Below are 14,223 nucleotides of genomic sequence, written 5' to 3'. Positions count from 1 at the left end.
CCCTAGCCCGGCACCATCGCGATCTTCCCGAAGTGCTGGTTCGCCTTCATATGCGCCAGCGCCTCGACCACCTGGTCCAGCGAGAACACCTTGTCGATCGGCAGCGCCAGCTTCCCTGCCTCCAGCGCCGGCCAGAGGTCCGCGCGCATCTTGCGCACGATCTCGCGCACCTCCTCGGTGCTGCGCGTGCGGAAGGTCACGCCCTCGTAGGTGATGCGCCGGGCCGCATGCAGGTCGAAGTCGAACTCCGCCTTGAAGCCGCCGAGCCTTCCGACATTCACGATGCGCCCGAGGATCGCCGTCGCCGCGAGCGTCTGCGAGACGAGCGGCCCGCTGATCTGGTCCACCACGGCATCCACGCCGCGCCCGCCCGTCGCGTCCAGCACCTGCTTCACCCAGGCGGGATCGTTGGTGTCCACAGCCAGCGTCGCGCCGAACTCCGCGAGCCGCGCGCGCTTCGCCGGGTTGGTGGAGGAGCCCACGACCACGGATGCGCCCATGAGCTTCGCGATCTGCAGCCCCATCAGCCCGACGCCGGAGGACGCACCCTGGATCATGATCGCCTTGCCCGGTGCGCAGAGCCCATGCGTCACGACAGCGTCGTGCATGGTCTGCAGCGCGACCGGCAGCGTGGCCGCGACCTCCCAGGGCATGTTGGTGTCGGGCACGAGACTCACGCGGCCCCAGTCGGCCAGCGCGAATTCGGCGTAGGAACCGGCCATGCCGCCCATCACGCGCATGCCCGGCTGCAGCGTCTTCGGCACCTCGGCGCCGCATTCGACGATCTCGCCGGCGCCCTCCAGCCCGGGGATGGCGCCGATGCCGCCCTGCGAGCCATGCGCATGCCCCGCCGCGACGCCGAGGTCGGCGCGGTTCAGCCCGATGGCGCGCAGCTTCACGAGGATCTGCTGCGGGCCGGGCCTCGGCATGGGGACGTCCTGCAGGGCGAGGCCCTGGGCGGTGACGACGGCGGCTTTCATGGTGTCTCTCCCGGTTCGGTCGGGCGCAGCTTGGCCCGATCCGCGCCCGGGAGGAACCGTCACCCCGCGATGGCGTAGGCAGGACGGCGGGGATCGGCGCCGGCGCGGACGAGCCCCGCTTTCCTGTCCGTCAGGATCGCCTCCACGCTGCCGGCGAGCCAGGTCTTGGCAGGCCATTCCTTGACCTCGTGGCCGCGCGCCGCGAGTTCCTCCTGCACCGCCGCATCAATGCGGGATTCGACGGCGAGCCGCCCCGGGAAATACTCGAAAGGCGCGAAGGAGGAGGGGAAGGAATAGGAGGCCACGCGCGGCGCCTCGATGGCGTCCTGCACCTCCATGCCGAAATGCAGCACGTTGAGCATGACCTGCAGCATCGCCTGAATCTGCACGTCGCCGCCGGGGGTGCCGAAAGGCATGACGTCGCCGTCCTCCGTCACCACCATGGCCGGGTTGGGCGTGAGGCGCGGCCGCTTGCCGGGCGCGACGCCGCAGGGATGCGCGGGGTCCGGCCGGCTCTGGCTGCCGCGGTTGGAGGGAATGATTCCGAGCCCCGGCACCACCGGCGAGTTCCAGGACCCATCCGAGGGCGTCGCGGAAAAGGCATTGCCCCAGCGGTCCACCACGGCGACGTAGGAGGTGTCGGCCTCCACCATCGGCGCGTGGCTCCGCGTCTCCGGATGCGTGCCGGTGCCGCTGTTCAGCACCGGGCCGGGCATGCCGGGATAGGCGCGGAGCGGGTCGATCGCCGCCACGCGGGTGGCCAGATGGGTATCGGAGAGCAGCGCGTCGACCGGCACCTCGACGAAGGCAGGGTCGCCGAAATGGTACTCGCGGTCGGCCATCGCGGCCTTCACGCTTTCGGTCAGCAGATGGATGTAGTCGGCCGAGTTGTGCGCCATATCAGTGAAGCCCGCGCGCTCCATCAGCAGCAGCGCCTCGAGCAGCGCAGGCCCCTGGCACCAGGGGCCGCAGGTCATCACCTGGTGCCCGCGCCAGGGGCGGATCACGGCGGGCTCCAGCTTCGAGCGGAAGCCGGCCATGTCCTCCATCGAGAGGAAGCCGCCCTCCTGCTTCTGGAAGGCCACGATCTCGCGAGCGATGTCGCCGCGGTAGAAGGCCGCATGCGCCGCCGCGAGGCCGGCGAGACGCCCCTTCCCCGCGGCCTTGCGCTCCTCGTCCACCATGTAGGTCAGCGTCTTCGCGAGGTCGGACTGCACGAAGCGGTCGCCCACCTTCGGAACCTCGCCGCCCGGCAGGAAGATCGCCGCGTTGGAGGGGTAGCCGGCGTATTCGGTCCGGTGGTTCGTGATGCTCTCCACGAGCAGCGGGAACACGGCGAAGCCCTCGGCCGCGTAGCGGATCGCGTATTGGGCGACATCGCCGAATCCCATGGTGCCGTGGCGCTCCAGCGCCGTGATCCAGGCATCCGGCGCGGCCGGCACCACAGTTCGCCGCACGCCGTTCGGGATCTTCCCGCCGTGCTCGCGCATGAAGAGGTCGGCCGGCAGGCTGCGGGGCCAATGGCCGAGGCCCGCGATGGTCTCCACCGTGCCGTCAGCCTTGCGGATCATGATCGGCGCCACGCCCGCGACATTCACGAGGTCCGGCAGCAGCACGCCGAGCGCCATGCCCGCGGCGCAGCCCGCATCGATGGCGTTGCCGCCGGCCTCCAGCACGGCGTGGCCCGCCGTGGCCGCGAGGTAGTGACCCGCGCTCACGGCGTGGCGGGGGCCGCTCAGGGTCGGGCGCGTGGCAAAGCTCATGGGGCGTTCTCCGGTCTGGCCTGGGTGGCGACGAGTTGCTCGTCCATGCGCGGCGTGTAGGCGATGCCGCGCCGCGCGACGGCGATGGTGACCTGGTTGTAGAGCGGGATGGCGCCGAGCAGCGAGACGCCGCGGCGCATGGCGTCGCGCAGCGCTGCCTCGCGGCCGTCGTCCATGCGGACCATCGCATCCTCGATCATCCGGTCCAGCTCCGCATCGGCGAAGCCGCCGCGGTTGCCGGAGCCGAGCTCGCGGTTGCGGCTGTGCAGCACGAGGGCGAGCAGATGCTGCACGTCACGCGTCGAGGAGAGCGAGAGGCCGAAGAGGATCAGCGGCATGTCGTTCCGCCCGGCCACGGTGCGCGGGAAGAAGACGGTGCCGGGCAGCGCCTCCACCTTGGCCTGGAAACCGCCGCGGCTCAGCATCTGGCCGAGCGCCTGGCAGACGCGCCCGTCATTCACGTAGCGGTTGTTGGAGCAGGCGACCGTCAGGCCGATTCCCTGCGGAAAGCCGGCATCGGCGAGCAGGCGATGGGCCTGCGCGGGATCGAAGGGATCGGGGCGCATCGTGGGATCGCCGCCCCCGAAGCCCTCGGGCACCAGCTGCCCGGTCGCGAAGGCGAAGCCGTCCAGCGCGCGCTCCGCGAGGCCCGTGCGGTTGATCGCGAGGCTGATCGCCCGGCGCACGCGCAGATCGCGCAGCGGGTTGGAGGGCAGCGGCTGGCCTGCGGGATCGGTCAGCAGCGGTAGCCGCTCGGCGCCGACATTGGGCAGCAGGAACATCACGCGGTCGGAGGGGCGATGGAACACCGCGACGCGCGGGTCGCGCGCCAAACGGGCGAGGTCGGTGGTCGGCACCTCCTCCGTCAGGTCGAGATCGCCGGCCAGCAGGGAAGCGAGGCGCGAGGCGTCGTTCGGGACCACGCGCACATCGACCCTCTCCCAGGGCGCCGTGCCGCCCCACCAGGCGGGGTTGCGGCGCAGGACCATGCCGTCGGAGCCGCGCGCGGCCTCCAGCCGGAACGGCCCCGTGCCAATGGCCGCGCGGCCCGTGCTGAAGTCGCCGGTAACAGCCGTGGCCGCGATGCGCGCGGGGAGGATGAAGATATTGGTGAGCTGGCCCGGCAGCACGGGGTTCGGCCGGTCCGTGTGGATGCGGATCGTATGCGGATCCACCACCTCGGTGCGCGTGATGGTTCGTAGATTGCTCGTATAGGGCCCGGGATTGTTCGGGATCGACGGAACCCGGGAAAAGCTCGCCACGACATCGGCAGCGGTGAAGGGCGTACCGTCATGGAAGGTGACGCCCTGGCGCAGCTTGAACTCCCAGGTCGTGTCGTCGATCGCCGCCCAGGAGAGCGCGAGGCCCGGCACCCAGCGGCTGTCGGCGTCGCGGCCGACCAGCGCCTCGTAGAGATGCCGCGCGGCCGCCATGTTCGGGCCGAGGAAGAGGTAGTGCGGGTCGAGGGTGAAGCTGGACTGCACGCCCATGGTGAGGCTCTGCGCCCGCGGCGCCACAGGCGCGAGCGCGGCCAGCGCCGCGGTCATGATACGGACAGCCCAGCTCGCGACGCGCCCCATCGACACCTCCGTGACGGTCGAGCCTCCGCCCGCCGGGGCGCGCGGTCAACCGGAAGCGATGCGCCGGCGCATGAAGACGGTGATGCTGCCGGGCAGGATGCTCGCGCGATGCGTCTCCTCGAAGCCGCGGCGCGAATAGAAGGCGATGTTCTCCTCGAACATCGCGTTGGTGTAGAGCCGCAATTCGGCAAAGCCGAGCGAGCGCGCCAGCGCCTCGGCATGGCGCAGCAGGCGGTCGCCGAGCCCCCGCCCCTGCGCCTCCGGCCGCACCGCGAGGTTCTCGATCAGCAGGTGGTCCGCCTCGGGGATGGTCTCGATCAGGGCGAGCAGCTCGCCCTGCTCCTCCCAGAGGTCGATGAGATGCTCCACGACGGCGCGGTCGTAATCCGCGCGCATGGGCAGCGGCTCGCGGCCGATCAGCGGGACCCATTTGGCATAGGCCGCGCGGGTGAGGTCGCGCGCAGCGGCGGAATCCGCCGGGCCCGCGCGCCGCAGGTGGGTGGTCATGGGAAGCTCCGAGGCATCCGGAAACAAAAAGGCCGCGCATGGGGCGCGGCCTGCGGATGGGCGCGTCAGCCGCGCCTCATCGTCGCCGCGCCAGAAGGCGGGAGGCGGGACGACGGCGTCGGAGGAGCAGCGCGGCCTTCATGACGCGCGATCCTGGGCTCATTCCGCGCCGCCGCGCAAGACGTTCCCGTGCCGTCCCGACCATCCCACCAGCGCGTCGAAGACCGGCTCCAGCGCATAGGCCGCCTCGGTCAGCTCGTACTCCACGCGCGGCGGGACCTCGGCATGGGCGGTGCGCAGCACGAGTCCGTCGCGCTCGAGCTCGCGCAGCTGCGCCGTCAGCATGTGCTGCGTGACGCCGGGGAGGCAGCGCCGCAGCTCGCCGAAGCGGCGCGGGCCGTCGACGAGGGCGCAGATGATCTCGACCTTCCACTTGCCCATGATCGCGCGCAGCGCGGCCTGGAAACGGCGGACCTCGGCAGGCGCCGGCACGCGGCATCCGGCGCAGTCCGCCATCTCCACGGTCAGGTCTTCCATACCCGGCATGGTTTTCCATCCTTCTTGAACCCGGCGGCGCCGCGCGGAATCTCCACGCCGCAACAGCGGAGATGGTGATGAGCACCGTCCTGGTCACCGGAGGGTCCGGCTTCGTCGGCGCCCATGTCATCCTGCAGCTTCTGCAAGCGGGGCACGAGGTGCGCACCACCCTGCGCAACCTCGACCGCGAGGCCGAGGTCCGCGCCATGCTGAAGGTGGGCGGCGCCGAGCCGGGCGACCGCCTGCGCTTCCTCACCGCCGACCTGCTGCGCGACCATGGCTGGGCCGAGGCCGTCGCCGGATGCGATTTCGTGCAGCACGTCGCCTCCCCCATGCCGCTGACCAACCCGGCCCATGAGGACGAGCTGATCATCCCCGCGCGCGACGGCACGCTGCGCGTGCTGCGGGCCGCGCGCGACGCCGGCGTGCGGCGCGTGGTCGTGACCTCCTCCTTCGCCGCGATCGGCTACGGCAACAAGCCGCGGGCCAGGCCCTTCGACGAGACCGACTGGGCCGACACCGAGGCCGCCGACGTGCAGCCCTACATGAAGTCCAAGGCCCTCGCCGAGCGCGCCGCCTGGAATTTCTGCGAGCGCGAGGCCGGCGGGATGGAGCTCTCGGTGGTGAACCCCGTCGGCGTCTTCGGCCCGGCGCTGGGCGCCGACCTCTCCTCGCTCGTGATCATCCGCCGGCTCCTGGACGGGGACATGCCCGGCGCGCCGCGGCTCAGCTTCACCGTGGTCGACGTGCGCGACGTGGCCGACCTGCACCTCCGCGCCATGACCCACCCGGCCGCCGCCGGCGAGCGCTTCCTGGCCGCGACCGAGACGGTGATGTCGATGCACGAGATCGCGCTGCTGCTGCGCGCCCGGCTGGGCGCGGCCGCCCGGCGGGTCCCGCGCCGGGAGCTGCCCAACTGGCTGATCCGCCTGGTCGCGCTGCGCGACCCGATGGCGCGCGCGATCTTGCCGCAGCTCGGCCTCGTACGGCGGGCCACGGGCGCCAAGGCCCGGCGCCTGCTCGGCTGGGCGCCGCGCAGCGCCGAGGAGGCGATCCTGGCCAGCGCGGAGAGCCTGATCCGGCTCGGGCTGGTGAAGGGGTAGCCGGGCGGGCGCGAAGATTCCCCTTGCAAAGATGCGATCAAGATATATCTTGATCGCATCTGAAGCACTCTAGAAGGAATCATCCGATGTTCGGATTCAGACATCACCGACACGACGGACATGGCGGACGCGGCCACGACATGCGCCACGCCATGCGACGCGGCGGCGGCTTCTTCGGCGGCCGCGGCGGCTGGGACATGTTTTCCGGCGGGGACGGCGAGCGCGAGGGCGGACGCCGCCAGCGCGTCTTCGGCGGCGATGAGCTCCGCCTCGTCCTGCTCAAGCTCATCTCCGAGACGCCGCGCCACGGCTACGACCTCATCCGCGCCGTCGAGGAGCGGACCGACGGCGCCTATGCCCCCAGCCCGGGCGTGGTCTACCCGACGCTCACCCTGCTGTCGGAAATGGGCCTCATCGCCGAGCAGGAGGCCGAGGGCGCGCGCAAGCTCTTCGCCGTGACGCCCGAGGGCACGGCCCATCTGGAGCAGCACGCCGCCGAGGTGCAGGCGCTCTTCGCCAGGCTCGACGCGCTCGGCGCCACGCGCGACCGCTTCGACGCCGCGCCGCTGCGCCGCGCCATGCACAACCTCCGCGCGGTGCTGGTGCAGCGCATGGCGACCGGCACGCTGGACCGCGACAAGGTCCACGAGGCCGTCGCCCTGATCGACGAGGCCGCGCGCAAGATCGAGCGGCTGTGATGGACGGCGGCCTGCCCCGCCACGCGATCACCCGCCTGCGGCACGAGACCCGCCGGCGGGTGATCACCCTCGCCTCGATCGAGCGGCTGACGCCGCACATGCTGCGGCTGCACTTCGCCTCGCCGGAGCTGCGCGACTTCGTCAGCGCCGCGCCGGACGACCACGTGAAGCTCTTCTTCGGCGGGGAGATGCGCGACTACACCCCGCGCCGCTTCGACCCCGAGGCGGGCACGCTCACCCTCGACTTCGCCCTGCACGAGGCGGGCCCGGCCACGCGCTGGGCGCTCGCGGCGAAGGTCGGCGATGTCATCGAGATCGGCGGCCCGCGCGGCTCGGCCGTCGTGCCCGACGATTTCGACTGGTACCTGCTGATCGGCGACGAGACCGCCCTGCCCGCCATCGGCCGGCGCATCGAGGAGCTGCGCCCGGGCGTGCCGGTCAGGAGCTTCGTGGTGGTGCCGGAGGAGGCCGATGCGCAGCACTTCGCGACGGCGGCGAGCTGGTCCGGCCACTGGATCGCGCGCGGCAATGCAACCGACGACGCCGCGCTGCTGCTCGCCGCCATGGCCGGCCTCACCCTGCCCCGCGGCGAGGGCTTCGTCTGGATCGCGGCCGAGGCCACCGCCGCCCGCGCGCTGCGGCGGCACGTGGTGGAGGTCCTCGGCCATCCGCGCGCCTGGACCAAGGCTGCGGGCTACTGGCTGCGCGGCGTCGCTGACGCGCATGAGCGCATCGAGGATTGAGCGGGACGCACGCCCTGCCGGATTGAGGTCCGCCCGTCCGAACCGGAGGGAAGCGCCGGCACGCGATCCCGCATCCGAATGCAAAAGGTCAGGATGTCCTTGTGCCCGGCAAACTCCCGGGCTAGCCTCATGTTACCGATACCAAGCTTCGCCACGGCGAAGGGATGAGGGAGGAAAAGCAATGCCCGATGACGTGGCAGACAAGGCCCGCAGCGCCGCACATGACAGCGCCACACCGGCGCCCCCGCTCCGCATCACGCCACTCCATCCGGTCTTCGCCGCGCGCGTGGAAGGGCTGGACGCCAGCCGCCCGCTCGCCCCGACGGAGGTCGCGGCGCTCGATGCCGCGATGGACCGCTACGCCGTGCTCGTCCTCCCGGGGCAGCACTTCCAGGACGACCAGCAGCTGGAGTTCGGCCGGCAGTTCGGCGAGGTCGAGGCAGTGCCGACGCTGGTGGATCAGGGGCGCCGGCGGCTCGCGGACAACCGCGTCAACGACATCTCCAACCTCGGCGCGGACGGCCAGATCCTGGCCGCCGACGACCGGCGGCGCATGTACAACCTCGGCAACCTGCTCTGGCACAGCGACAGCAGCTTCAAGCCGACGCCCGCGCAATACTCCATGCTCCATGCGCGCGTGATCCCGCCTGTCGGCGGCGAGACCGAGTTCGCGGACATGCGCGCCGCCTGGGACGCCCTGCCCGTGAAGATGCAGGCCGAGATCCGCGACCTCGTGACCGAGCATTCCCTGATCTTCTCTCGCGCGCAGCTGGGCTTCGACGAGTTCACGCCGGAGGAGCGCGAGCGCTGCACACCGGTGCCGCAGCGCCTCGTGCGGCGGCACCGGAACTCCGGCCGCCTCTCGCTTTATCTCTCGGCCCATATCGGCCGCATCCAGGGCTGGCCGACGCCCGAGGCGATGGCCCTGATCCGCGAGCTGACCGAATTCGCGACCCAGCCCGAGTTCGTCTACAGCCATCGCTGGGCGGAAGGCGACCTCGTCATCTGGGACAACCGCTGCACCATGCATCGCGGGCGGCGCTACGAGGACAAGGTCTATCCCCGCGACCTCAGGCGCGTGACGCTCTCCGACATCGCACCGACGCTCGAGCAGCCGGTTTGATGCGCCCACGATCCGGGATCGCCGCGCTGCTCGGCCTTGGGCTGGCAGCGGGCCTCACGCCGTCCGTGGTCCAGGCCCAGCCGGCCTATCCCGAGCGCAGCATCCGCCTGATCGTCGCGACGGCAGCGGGCGGCGCCTCGGACATCCTGGCCCGGCAGGTCGGCCAGAAGCTGACCGAGGCCTGGGGCCAGGCCGTCGTGGTGGATCCCCGTCCCGGCGCGAACGGCAACATCGCCGCCGTCGCCGCCGCCCGCTCGCCGGCGGACGGCTACACGCTGATGATGGGGACGATCGGCGTGATGGCCGTGAATGTCGCCATCTACCGCGACGCCGGCTACGACCCGGCCAACGACTTCGACCCGGTGGCGCGGCTTGTGCGCTTCTCCAACATCCTCGTCGTGAACCCGTCCAATCCCGCGCGCACGATGCAGCAGTTCATCCTGCAGACCCGCGAGCGGCCGGGACGCGCGACCTACGGCTCGCCCGGCAATGGCGGCTCGCCGCACCTCGCCATGGTGGTCTTCGCGCGCATGGCCGGGCTCGAGATGGAGCACGTGCCCTATCGCGGCGCCGCGCCGGCGCTGACCGACCTGGTCGCCGGCAACCTCGTCGCCGCCTTCAGCGATCCGCTGCTGACCCTGCCGCAGATCGCGGAGGGCCGCGTACGCGCGCTGGCCGTCAGCGGCCCGACCCGCCTGTCCGCCGCACCGGACATCCCGACCGTCGCGGAGGCGGGGCTGCCCGGCTACGACGTGACGGGCTGGCTGGGCATCGTCGCGCCGCGCGGCACGCCCGCGCCGATCGTCGCGCGGCTGAATGCGGCGCTCAACCGCATCATGCAGGAGCCGGAGATGGTCGCGCGGATGGCGAGCCAGGGCGCCGAGGTGGTGACCGGCACGCCGGAGGAATTCGGGACCTATATCCGCGGCGAAATCGCCCGCTGGGCCCAGGTCGCGCGAGAGGCGGGAATACGGGCGGAATGAGCAGCACAACAGGAACGGTTGCCGAGGCGCTCGCGGAGCGCCTGGCGGCACACGGCGTGAAGCGCTTCTTCGGGGTGCCGGGCGGGGATTGCAGCCTCGACCTGATCGAGGCGGCGGCGGGCTTCGGCATCGACTTCGTGGTCACGCGCACCGAGACCGCGGCGGCGATCATGGCCTCGGTCACGGCGGAGCTGACGGGCGCGCCGGGCGTGCTCATGACCACGCGGGGCCCCGGCCTCGCCAATGCGGTGAACGGCGTCGCCTATGCCTCGCTCGACCGCGCGCCGCTGCTGGTGCTGGCCGACGGGCACGAGCCGGAATCGGGCTTCGCCAGCCACCAGCGCTTTGACCAGGCGGCGCTGATGCGCCCGCTGGTCAAGGCGGAGAGCGCGCTGGGCGAGGCCGACCCGGCCGCGGAGATGGACGGGCTGATCGCGACGGCCTTCGCGGCGCCGCAGGGCCCGATCTATGTCGAGCTGATCGGCGGGCGCGTCCGCGCGCCGGCGCCGCCGCGGAACGGCGCCTCCGCCGGAGCCTTGCCCGCCAAGGCCGCGCCCGCGGCGGCCGACATCGCCGCCGCCGAGGCGGTGCTGCGCGCGAGCCGGCGCCCCGTGATCATCGCCGGTCTGCAGGCCTCGGAGGCCGGCGCCGCCGCCGCCCTGGGCGAACTGGCCAGGGCCTGGGGCAGCCCCGTCCTCGCCACCTACAAGGCCAAGGGCGCCTTCCCGGACACCGACCCGCTGGCGGTCGGCCCCTTCATCTGCGGCGCGGCGGAGGACCCGCTGCTGCGCACCGCCGATGCGATCGTGCTCTTCGGCGGCGATCCGATCGAGTTCCTGCCGCAGCCCTGGCGCTACCCCGTGCCGACCGTGCTGCTGACCACCCATGAATTCGCACGGCCCTTCCTGACGCCGGCAGCGACGCTGGTCGGCGACCTCGCCGCGAGCGCGAAGGCGCTGGTCGGCAGCGTCACGCCCGGCGGATGGAATGCCGGCGAGATCGCCGCGGCGCGCGAATCCATGCGTGCGGCCGCCCGGTCCGGCCCGACACAGGGCATCGCGCCGCATGCCGTCGTCGAGGCGGCCGCGGCCGCGGCGCCGGAGGGCACGCGCATCGCCGTGGATGCGGGCGCGCACATGCTGCCGGTGATGGCGCTGTGGAACGCCACGCGGCCGCGCGACGCGCTGATCTCCCGCGGCCTGGCCACCATGGGCGGCGCGGTGCCCTCGGCCATCGCCTCCGCGCTGGCCGAGCCGGACCGGCCGGTCATCGCCTTCACCGGCGATGGCGGCCTGATGATGTGCGCGGCGGAGCTCGGCACGGCCGTGCAGACCGGCTGCCGGAACCTCGTCGTCGTGGTCTTCAACGATGCAGCGATGTCGATGATCGAGGTGAAGCAGCGGCGGCGGCAGCTGCCGCTGCGCGGCATGGACTATTCCCCCGCGGATTTCGCCGCGGTCGCGCGCGGCTTCGGCTGCACCGGCATCCGGGTGGAGGCGCCGGAGCAGCTGGCGCCGGCGATGCGGGAGGCGTTCGGGGCGGAGCGGCCGGTGGTGGTGGACGTCGCCATCGACCGGGAGGCCTATCATTCGGTGCTGCGCGCCCTGCGCGGCTGAGGCCTTGTTTGGAGCGTGATTCACGCCTCCGGTGATTCCACCTGCGGCGATCACGCTCTACCGCAGCTCCACCGCGTAGTGGATCCGCGCCGTCTCCAGCCAGGAGCGGCGGCGCTCGACGGGCCGGTCCATCACGTCGAAGGCCAGCCGCTCGACGAGCAGAAGGGGCGAGCCCTCCCCGCAGCCCAGCAGGCGGCCGATGGAGGGCGGCGCCGCCACGGCCTGGAGCTTCTCCTCCACGCGCGGGATCGTGACGCCGAAGCGGCGCTGGTAGAGGACGTAGAGCTCGTCGGTGAGCTCCTCGCCGAGCGGCGCCGCGAAGCCCGGGAAGAGCGCCTCGGGCAGGATGATCAGCTCGGCGATCATGGGCGCGCCGTGGATGCGCCGTTCGCGCATCAGGCGGTGCACGCGCACGCCCTTCTCCAGCTTCAGTGCGCGCCGCTCGGCGGGGTCGGCCGCCCCGGTCTCCAAGCTGTGGTTGAGGCTGGTGGGCGTGACGCGGCCCCGATGGACGGATTCGGCGCGGAAGAAGTGGAAGAGCTCGCGCTCCTGGGTGGCCTCGGCGATGCGGGTGCCGATGCCCTGGCGGCGCTCGATGAGGCGCTGGCGCTCCAGCGCGGCCATCGCGCGGCGCAGCGTGCCCTGGCTGATGCCGAGGTCGGCGGCGAGCTCGGGCTCGGTGGGGAGGGTCTCGCCGGGCTTCCAGTCGCCGCGTGCGATGCGGGCGCGGAGTTCCGCTTCGGCGCGGAGGTAGAGGGGCTGGCGATCGAGTGTCATTGAGGGGGCTTCGCCCCCTCAAACTCCCCCAGCAGGAAACTCAGTTTCCTGCACCTTCGATCCGTCAAGTTTAGGGGGCCAGGGCATAAAGCCCTGGCGGGGTTAGCCCCGAAGGGGAGACAACGCGAGAGGGCAGAGCCCTCTCGCATCAGGCCCTCCGAAGGTTGGGCGCAGGCTTCCCGTCGATGATGACGTTCACGCAGGCCGGCCTGTTGCTGGCGAAGGCGCGTTCCAGCGCCCCTGGCAGGTCTTCCGCGCGCTCCACGAACTCGCCGTGCCCGCCGAGCGCCTGGACCACCTGGTCATAGCGCGTGCCCGGCAGGAGCTCGCAGCCATGGGTGCGGTTGGCGCCGTAGTCGCGCTTCTGGATCTGGTATTCGGCGTTCCACTTCGCGTCGTTGCCGACGACGAGCACGAAGGGCAGCTCGTGGCGCACGGCCGTGTCGAACTCGGCCATGTGGAAGCCGAAGGTGCCGTCGCCCATCACGGCGAGGATGCGCCCGGCGGGGCGGGCGGCGCGGGCGCCGATGGCGAAGGGGATGCCCGCGCCGATCGAGCCGGCGATGCTGTTCATCACGCGCTCGGGCGCGCGGAGGGTGGCCTGCATCCACTGGCCGATCTCGCCGCCGTCGGCGACGAGGACGGTGTCGGGCGTGACGAAGCAGGCCAGCGCGGCGCCGAGGGTCGCGGGATGGATGGGCCCGCCCGGCTTGCCGGCCAGCGGTCCCCATTCGGCGGGGCGGTAGGCGATGGATTCGGCGAGGGATTCCGACCAGCCGGCCTCCGGATGCGCCGTGGCCGCGGCGGCGAGCGCGGCCACGGCCTCCAGCGGCACCGCCAGGGCCGAGAGGGCGATGCGCGGGCCGAGAACCTGCGCGGCACGGGCCTGCAGCTTCGGGTCGGGGTCGATCACGATCCAGCGGGCTTTCGCATCCACGGCCGGCGCACGCCCGAAGCGGAGGGTGAAGTCGAGCTGCTTGCCGAGGAGCACGACCAGGTCGGCCTCCGCCAGCCTGTCCGCGAAGGCGCCGAGCGAGGGGTCGCCGAGGCCTCGGGGGCTTTCCATCAGCGGGATGGGCAGGCCGATGGCGGCCTCCAGCGCGGCGCGGGCGCGGCGGCCGTCGGGCGTGTTGAGCGCGGGGCCGGCGGCAAGGAAGGGCCGCTTCGCCCCGGCGATGGCAGCGAGGATGGCGGCGGCAGCCTCGCCGGAGAGCGGCATGCCGGTCGGGCGATACGCGGCCTCCTCCGGCAGCGCGGGCACGGCCTTGGCCTCCAGCACGTCCGTCGGCAGGGAGATGTGGACCGGGCCGGGCCGCCCGGCGCGGGCGATCCGGAAGGCTTTGGCGATGTCGGCGGCGAGGCCGGCGGTGGAGGACGCCAGCCAGGCCGCCTTGCAGAGGGGCGCGGCCATCTCGACCTGCGGCGTCTCCTGGAAGGCGCCGAGGCCGAGCTCGTTCAGCGGCGCATGGCCGGAGAGGAGCAGGACCGGGACCTCGCCGGCCAGCGTGGTCGGCAGGGCGGCGATGGCGTTGGTGTGCCCCTGCCCGCCCGTGACCAGCGCCACGCCGACCTCGCCGGTGAGGCGCGCCCAGGCGTCGGCCATGTGCAGGGCGGCGGCCTCGTGCCTGACGTGGACGATCTCGATGCCCTCGCCGAAGGCAGCGTCGTAGACCGGCATGATGTGGTTGCCGGAGAGGCTGAAGACGCGGGTGACGCCGCCGCGCTTCAGGGCGGCCCAGAGGAGGTCGGCGCCGCGGATCTCGTGCTGCATGATGTGGTGTCGCTCCCTTTGGGGGGAGCGTGACGCAGTCTT

At 72.3% G+C, this 14,223-nt stretch carries 13 protein-coding genes; 6 read left to right on the top strand and 7 right to left on the bottom strand.

Annotated features, from left to right (window positions below; translation table 11 throughout):
- Window positions 1–2: 2 nt before the first annotated feature.
- From AC1ROY_RS29625 to AC1ROY_RS29605, 5 genes are all read right to left on the bottom strand, one after another.
- Window positions 3–980: a zinc-binding dehydrogenase gene (locus AC1ROY_RS29625; protein WP_493152539.1), complete on the bottom strand. Its 978-nt coding sequence runs from the start codon at window positions 978–980 to the stop codon at window positions 3–5.
- 59 nt (window positions 981–1,039) lie between these two features.
- Window positions 1,040–2,743: a gamma-glutamyltransferase family protein gene (locus tag AC1ROY_RS29620; protein WP_493152538.1), complete on the bottom strand. Its 1,704-nt coding sequence runs from the start codon at window positions 2,741–2,743 to the stop codon at window positions 1,040–1,042.
- A complete protein-coding gene (locus AC1ROY_RS29615; RefSeq protein WP_493152537.1) occupies window positions 2,740–4,323 on the bottom strand; it encodes an ABC transporter substrate-binding protein in 1,584 nt (527 codons plus the stop codon). The genes AC1ROY_RS29620 and AC1ROY_RS29615 overlap by 4 nt, the downstream gene beginning before the upstream one ends.
- A gap of 45 nt (window positions 4,324–4,368) precedes the next feature.
- The gene (locus tag AC1ROY_RS29610; RefSeq protein WP_493152536.1) at window positions 4,369–4,830 is read right to left on the bottom strand and encodes a GNAT family N-acetyltransferase; all 462 of its coding nucleotides are present in this window, start codon (window positions 4,828–4,830) and stop codon (window positions 4,369–4,371) included.
- Between the two features lie 159 nt (window positions 4,831–4,989).
- Window positions 4,990–5,346 (bottom strand): winged helix-turn-helix transcriptional regulator, encoded by a 357-nt coding sequence (locus tag AC1ROY_RS29605; protein WP_493152619.1) that lies wholly within the window; start codon window positions 5,344–5,346, stop codon window positions 4,990–4,992.
- A 98-nt stretch (window positions 5,347–5,444) separates the two neighbouring features.
- Between AC1ROY_RS29605 and AC1ROY_RS29600 the strand changes: the two genes are divergently transcribed.
- The 6 genes from AC1ROY_RS29600 to AC1ROY_RS29575 all read left to right on the top strand — a co-directional run bounded on the left by AC1ROY_RS29600 (window position 5,445) and on the right by AC1ROY_RS29575 (window position 11,633).
- A complete protein-coding gene (locus AC1ROY_RS29600; protein WP_493152535.1) occupies window positions 5,445–6,470 on the top strand; it encodes an SDR family oxidoreductase in 1,026 nt (341 codons plus the stop codon).
- Window positions 6,471–6,556: 86 nt separating this feature from the next.
- Window positions 6,557–7,168 carry a PadR family transcriptional regulator gene (locus AC1ROY_RS29595; protein ID WP_493152534.1) on the top strand — a complete coding sequence of 204 codons (612 nt, stop codon included), beginning with the start codon at window positions 6,557–6,559 and terminating at the stop codon, window positions 7,166–7,168.
- Window positions 7,168–7,911, top strand: coding sequence for a siderophore-interacting protein (locus AC1ROY_RS29590; protein WP_493152533.1), 744 nt, complete (start codon window positions 7,168–7,170; stop codon window positions 7,909–7,911). The genes AC1ROY_RS29595 and AC1ROY_RS29590 overlap by 1 nt, the downstream gene beginning before the upstream one ends.
- A 181-nt stretch (window positions 7,912–8,092) precedes the next feature.
- On the top strand, window positions 8,093–9,034 hold the full coding sequence (locus AC1ROY_RS29585) for a TauD/TfdA dioxygenase family protein (protein WP_493152532.1): 942 nt from the start codon (window positions 8,093–8,095) through the stop codon (window positions 9,032–9,034).
- Window positions 9,034–10,017, top strand: a complete 984-nt coding sequence (locus AC1ROY_RS29580) for a Bug family tripartite tricarboxylate transporter substrate binding protein (protein ID WP_493152531.1) — start codon at window positions 9,034–9,036, stop codon at window positions 10,015–10,017. Before AC1ROY_RS29585 ends, AC1ROY_RS29580 begins: the two co-directional genes overlap by 1 nt.
- Window positions 10,014–11,633, top strand: coding sequence for a thiamine pyrophosphate-binding protein (locus AC1ROY_RS29575; protein WP_493152530.1), 1,620 nt, complete (start codon window positions 10,014–10,016; stop codon window positions 11,631–11,633). Before AC1ROY_RS29580 ends, AC1ROY_RS29575 begins: the two co-directional genes overlap by 4 nt.
- A 57-nt stretch (window positions 11,634–11,690) precedes the next feature.
- On the opposite strand, the gene AC1ROY_RS29570 is transcribed toward AC1ROY_RS29575, so the two are convergent.
- Together AC1ROY_RS29570 and AC1ROY_RS29565 are read right to left on the bottom strand one after the other, a co-directional pair.
- On the bottom strand, window positions 11,691–12,410 hold the full coding sequence (locus AC1ROY_RS29570) for a GntR family transcriptional regulator (RefSeq protein ID WP_493152529.1): 720 nt from the start codon (window positions 12,408–12,410) through the stop codon (window positions 11,691–11,693).
- A gap of 148 nt (window positions 12,411–12,558) precedes the next feature.
- A complete protein-coding gene (locus AC1ROY_RS29565; RefSeq protein ID WP_493152528.1) occupies window positions 12,559–14,181 on the bottom strand; it encodes a thiamine pyrophosphate-binding protein in 1,623 nt (540 codons plus the stop codon).
- Window positions 14,182–14,223 lie beyond the last annotated feature (42 nt).

This window comes from Roseococcus sp. GW821-FHT12F05 (assembly GCF_058806835.1).
This window is presented reverse-complemented; position numbering and strand designations above follow the sequence as displayed.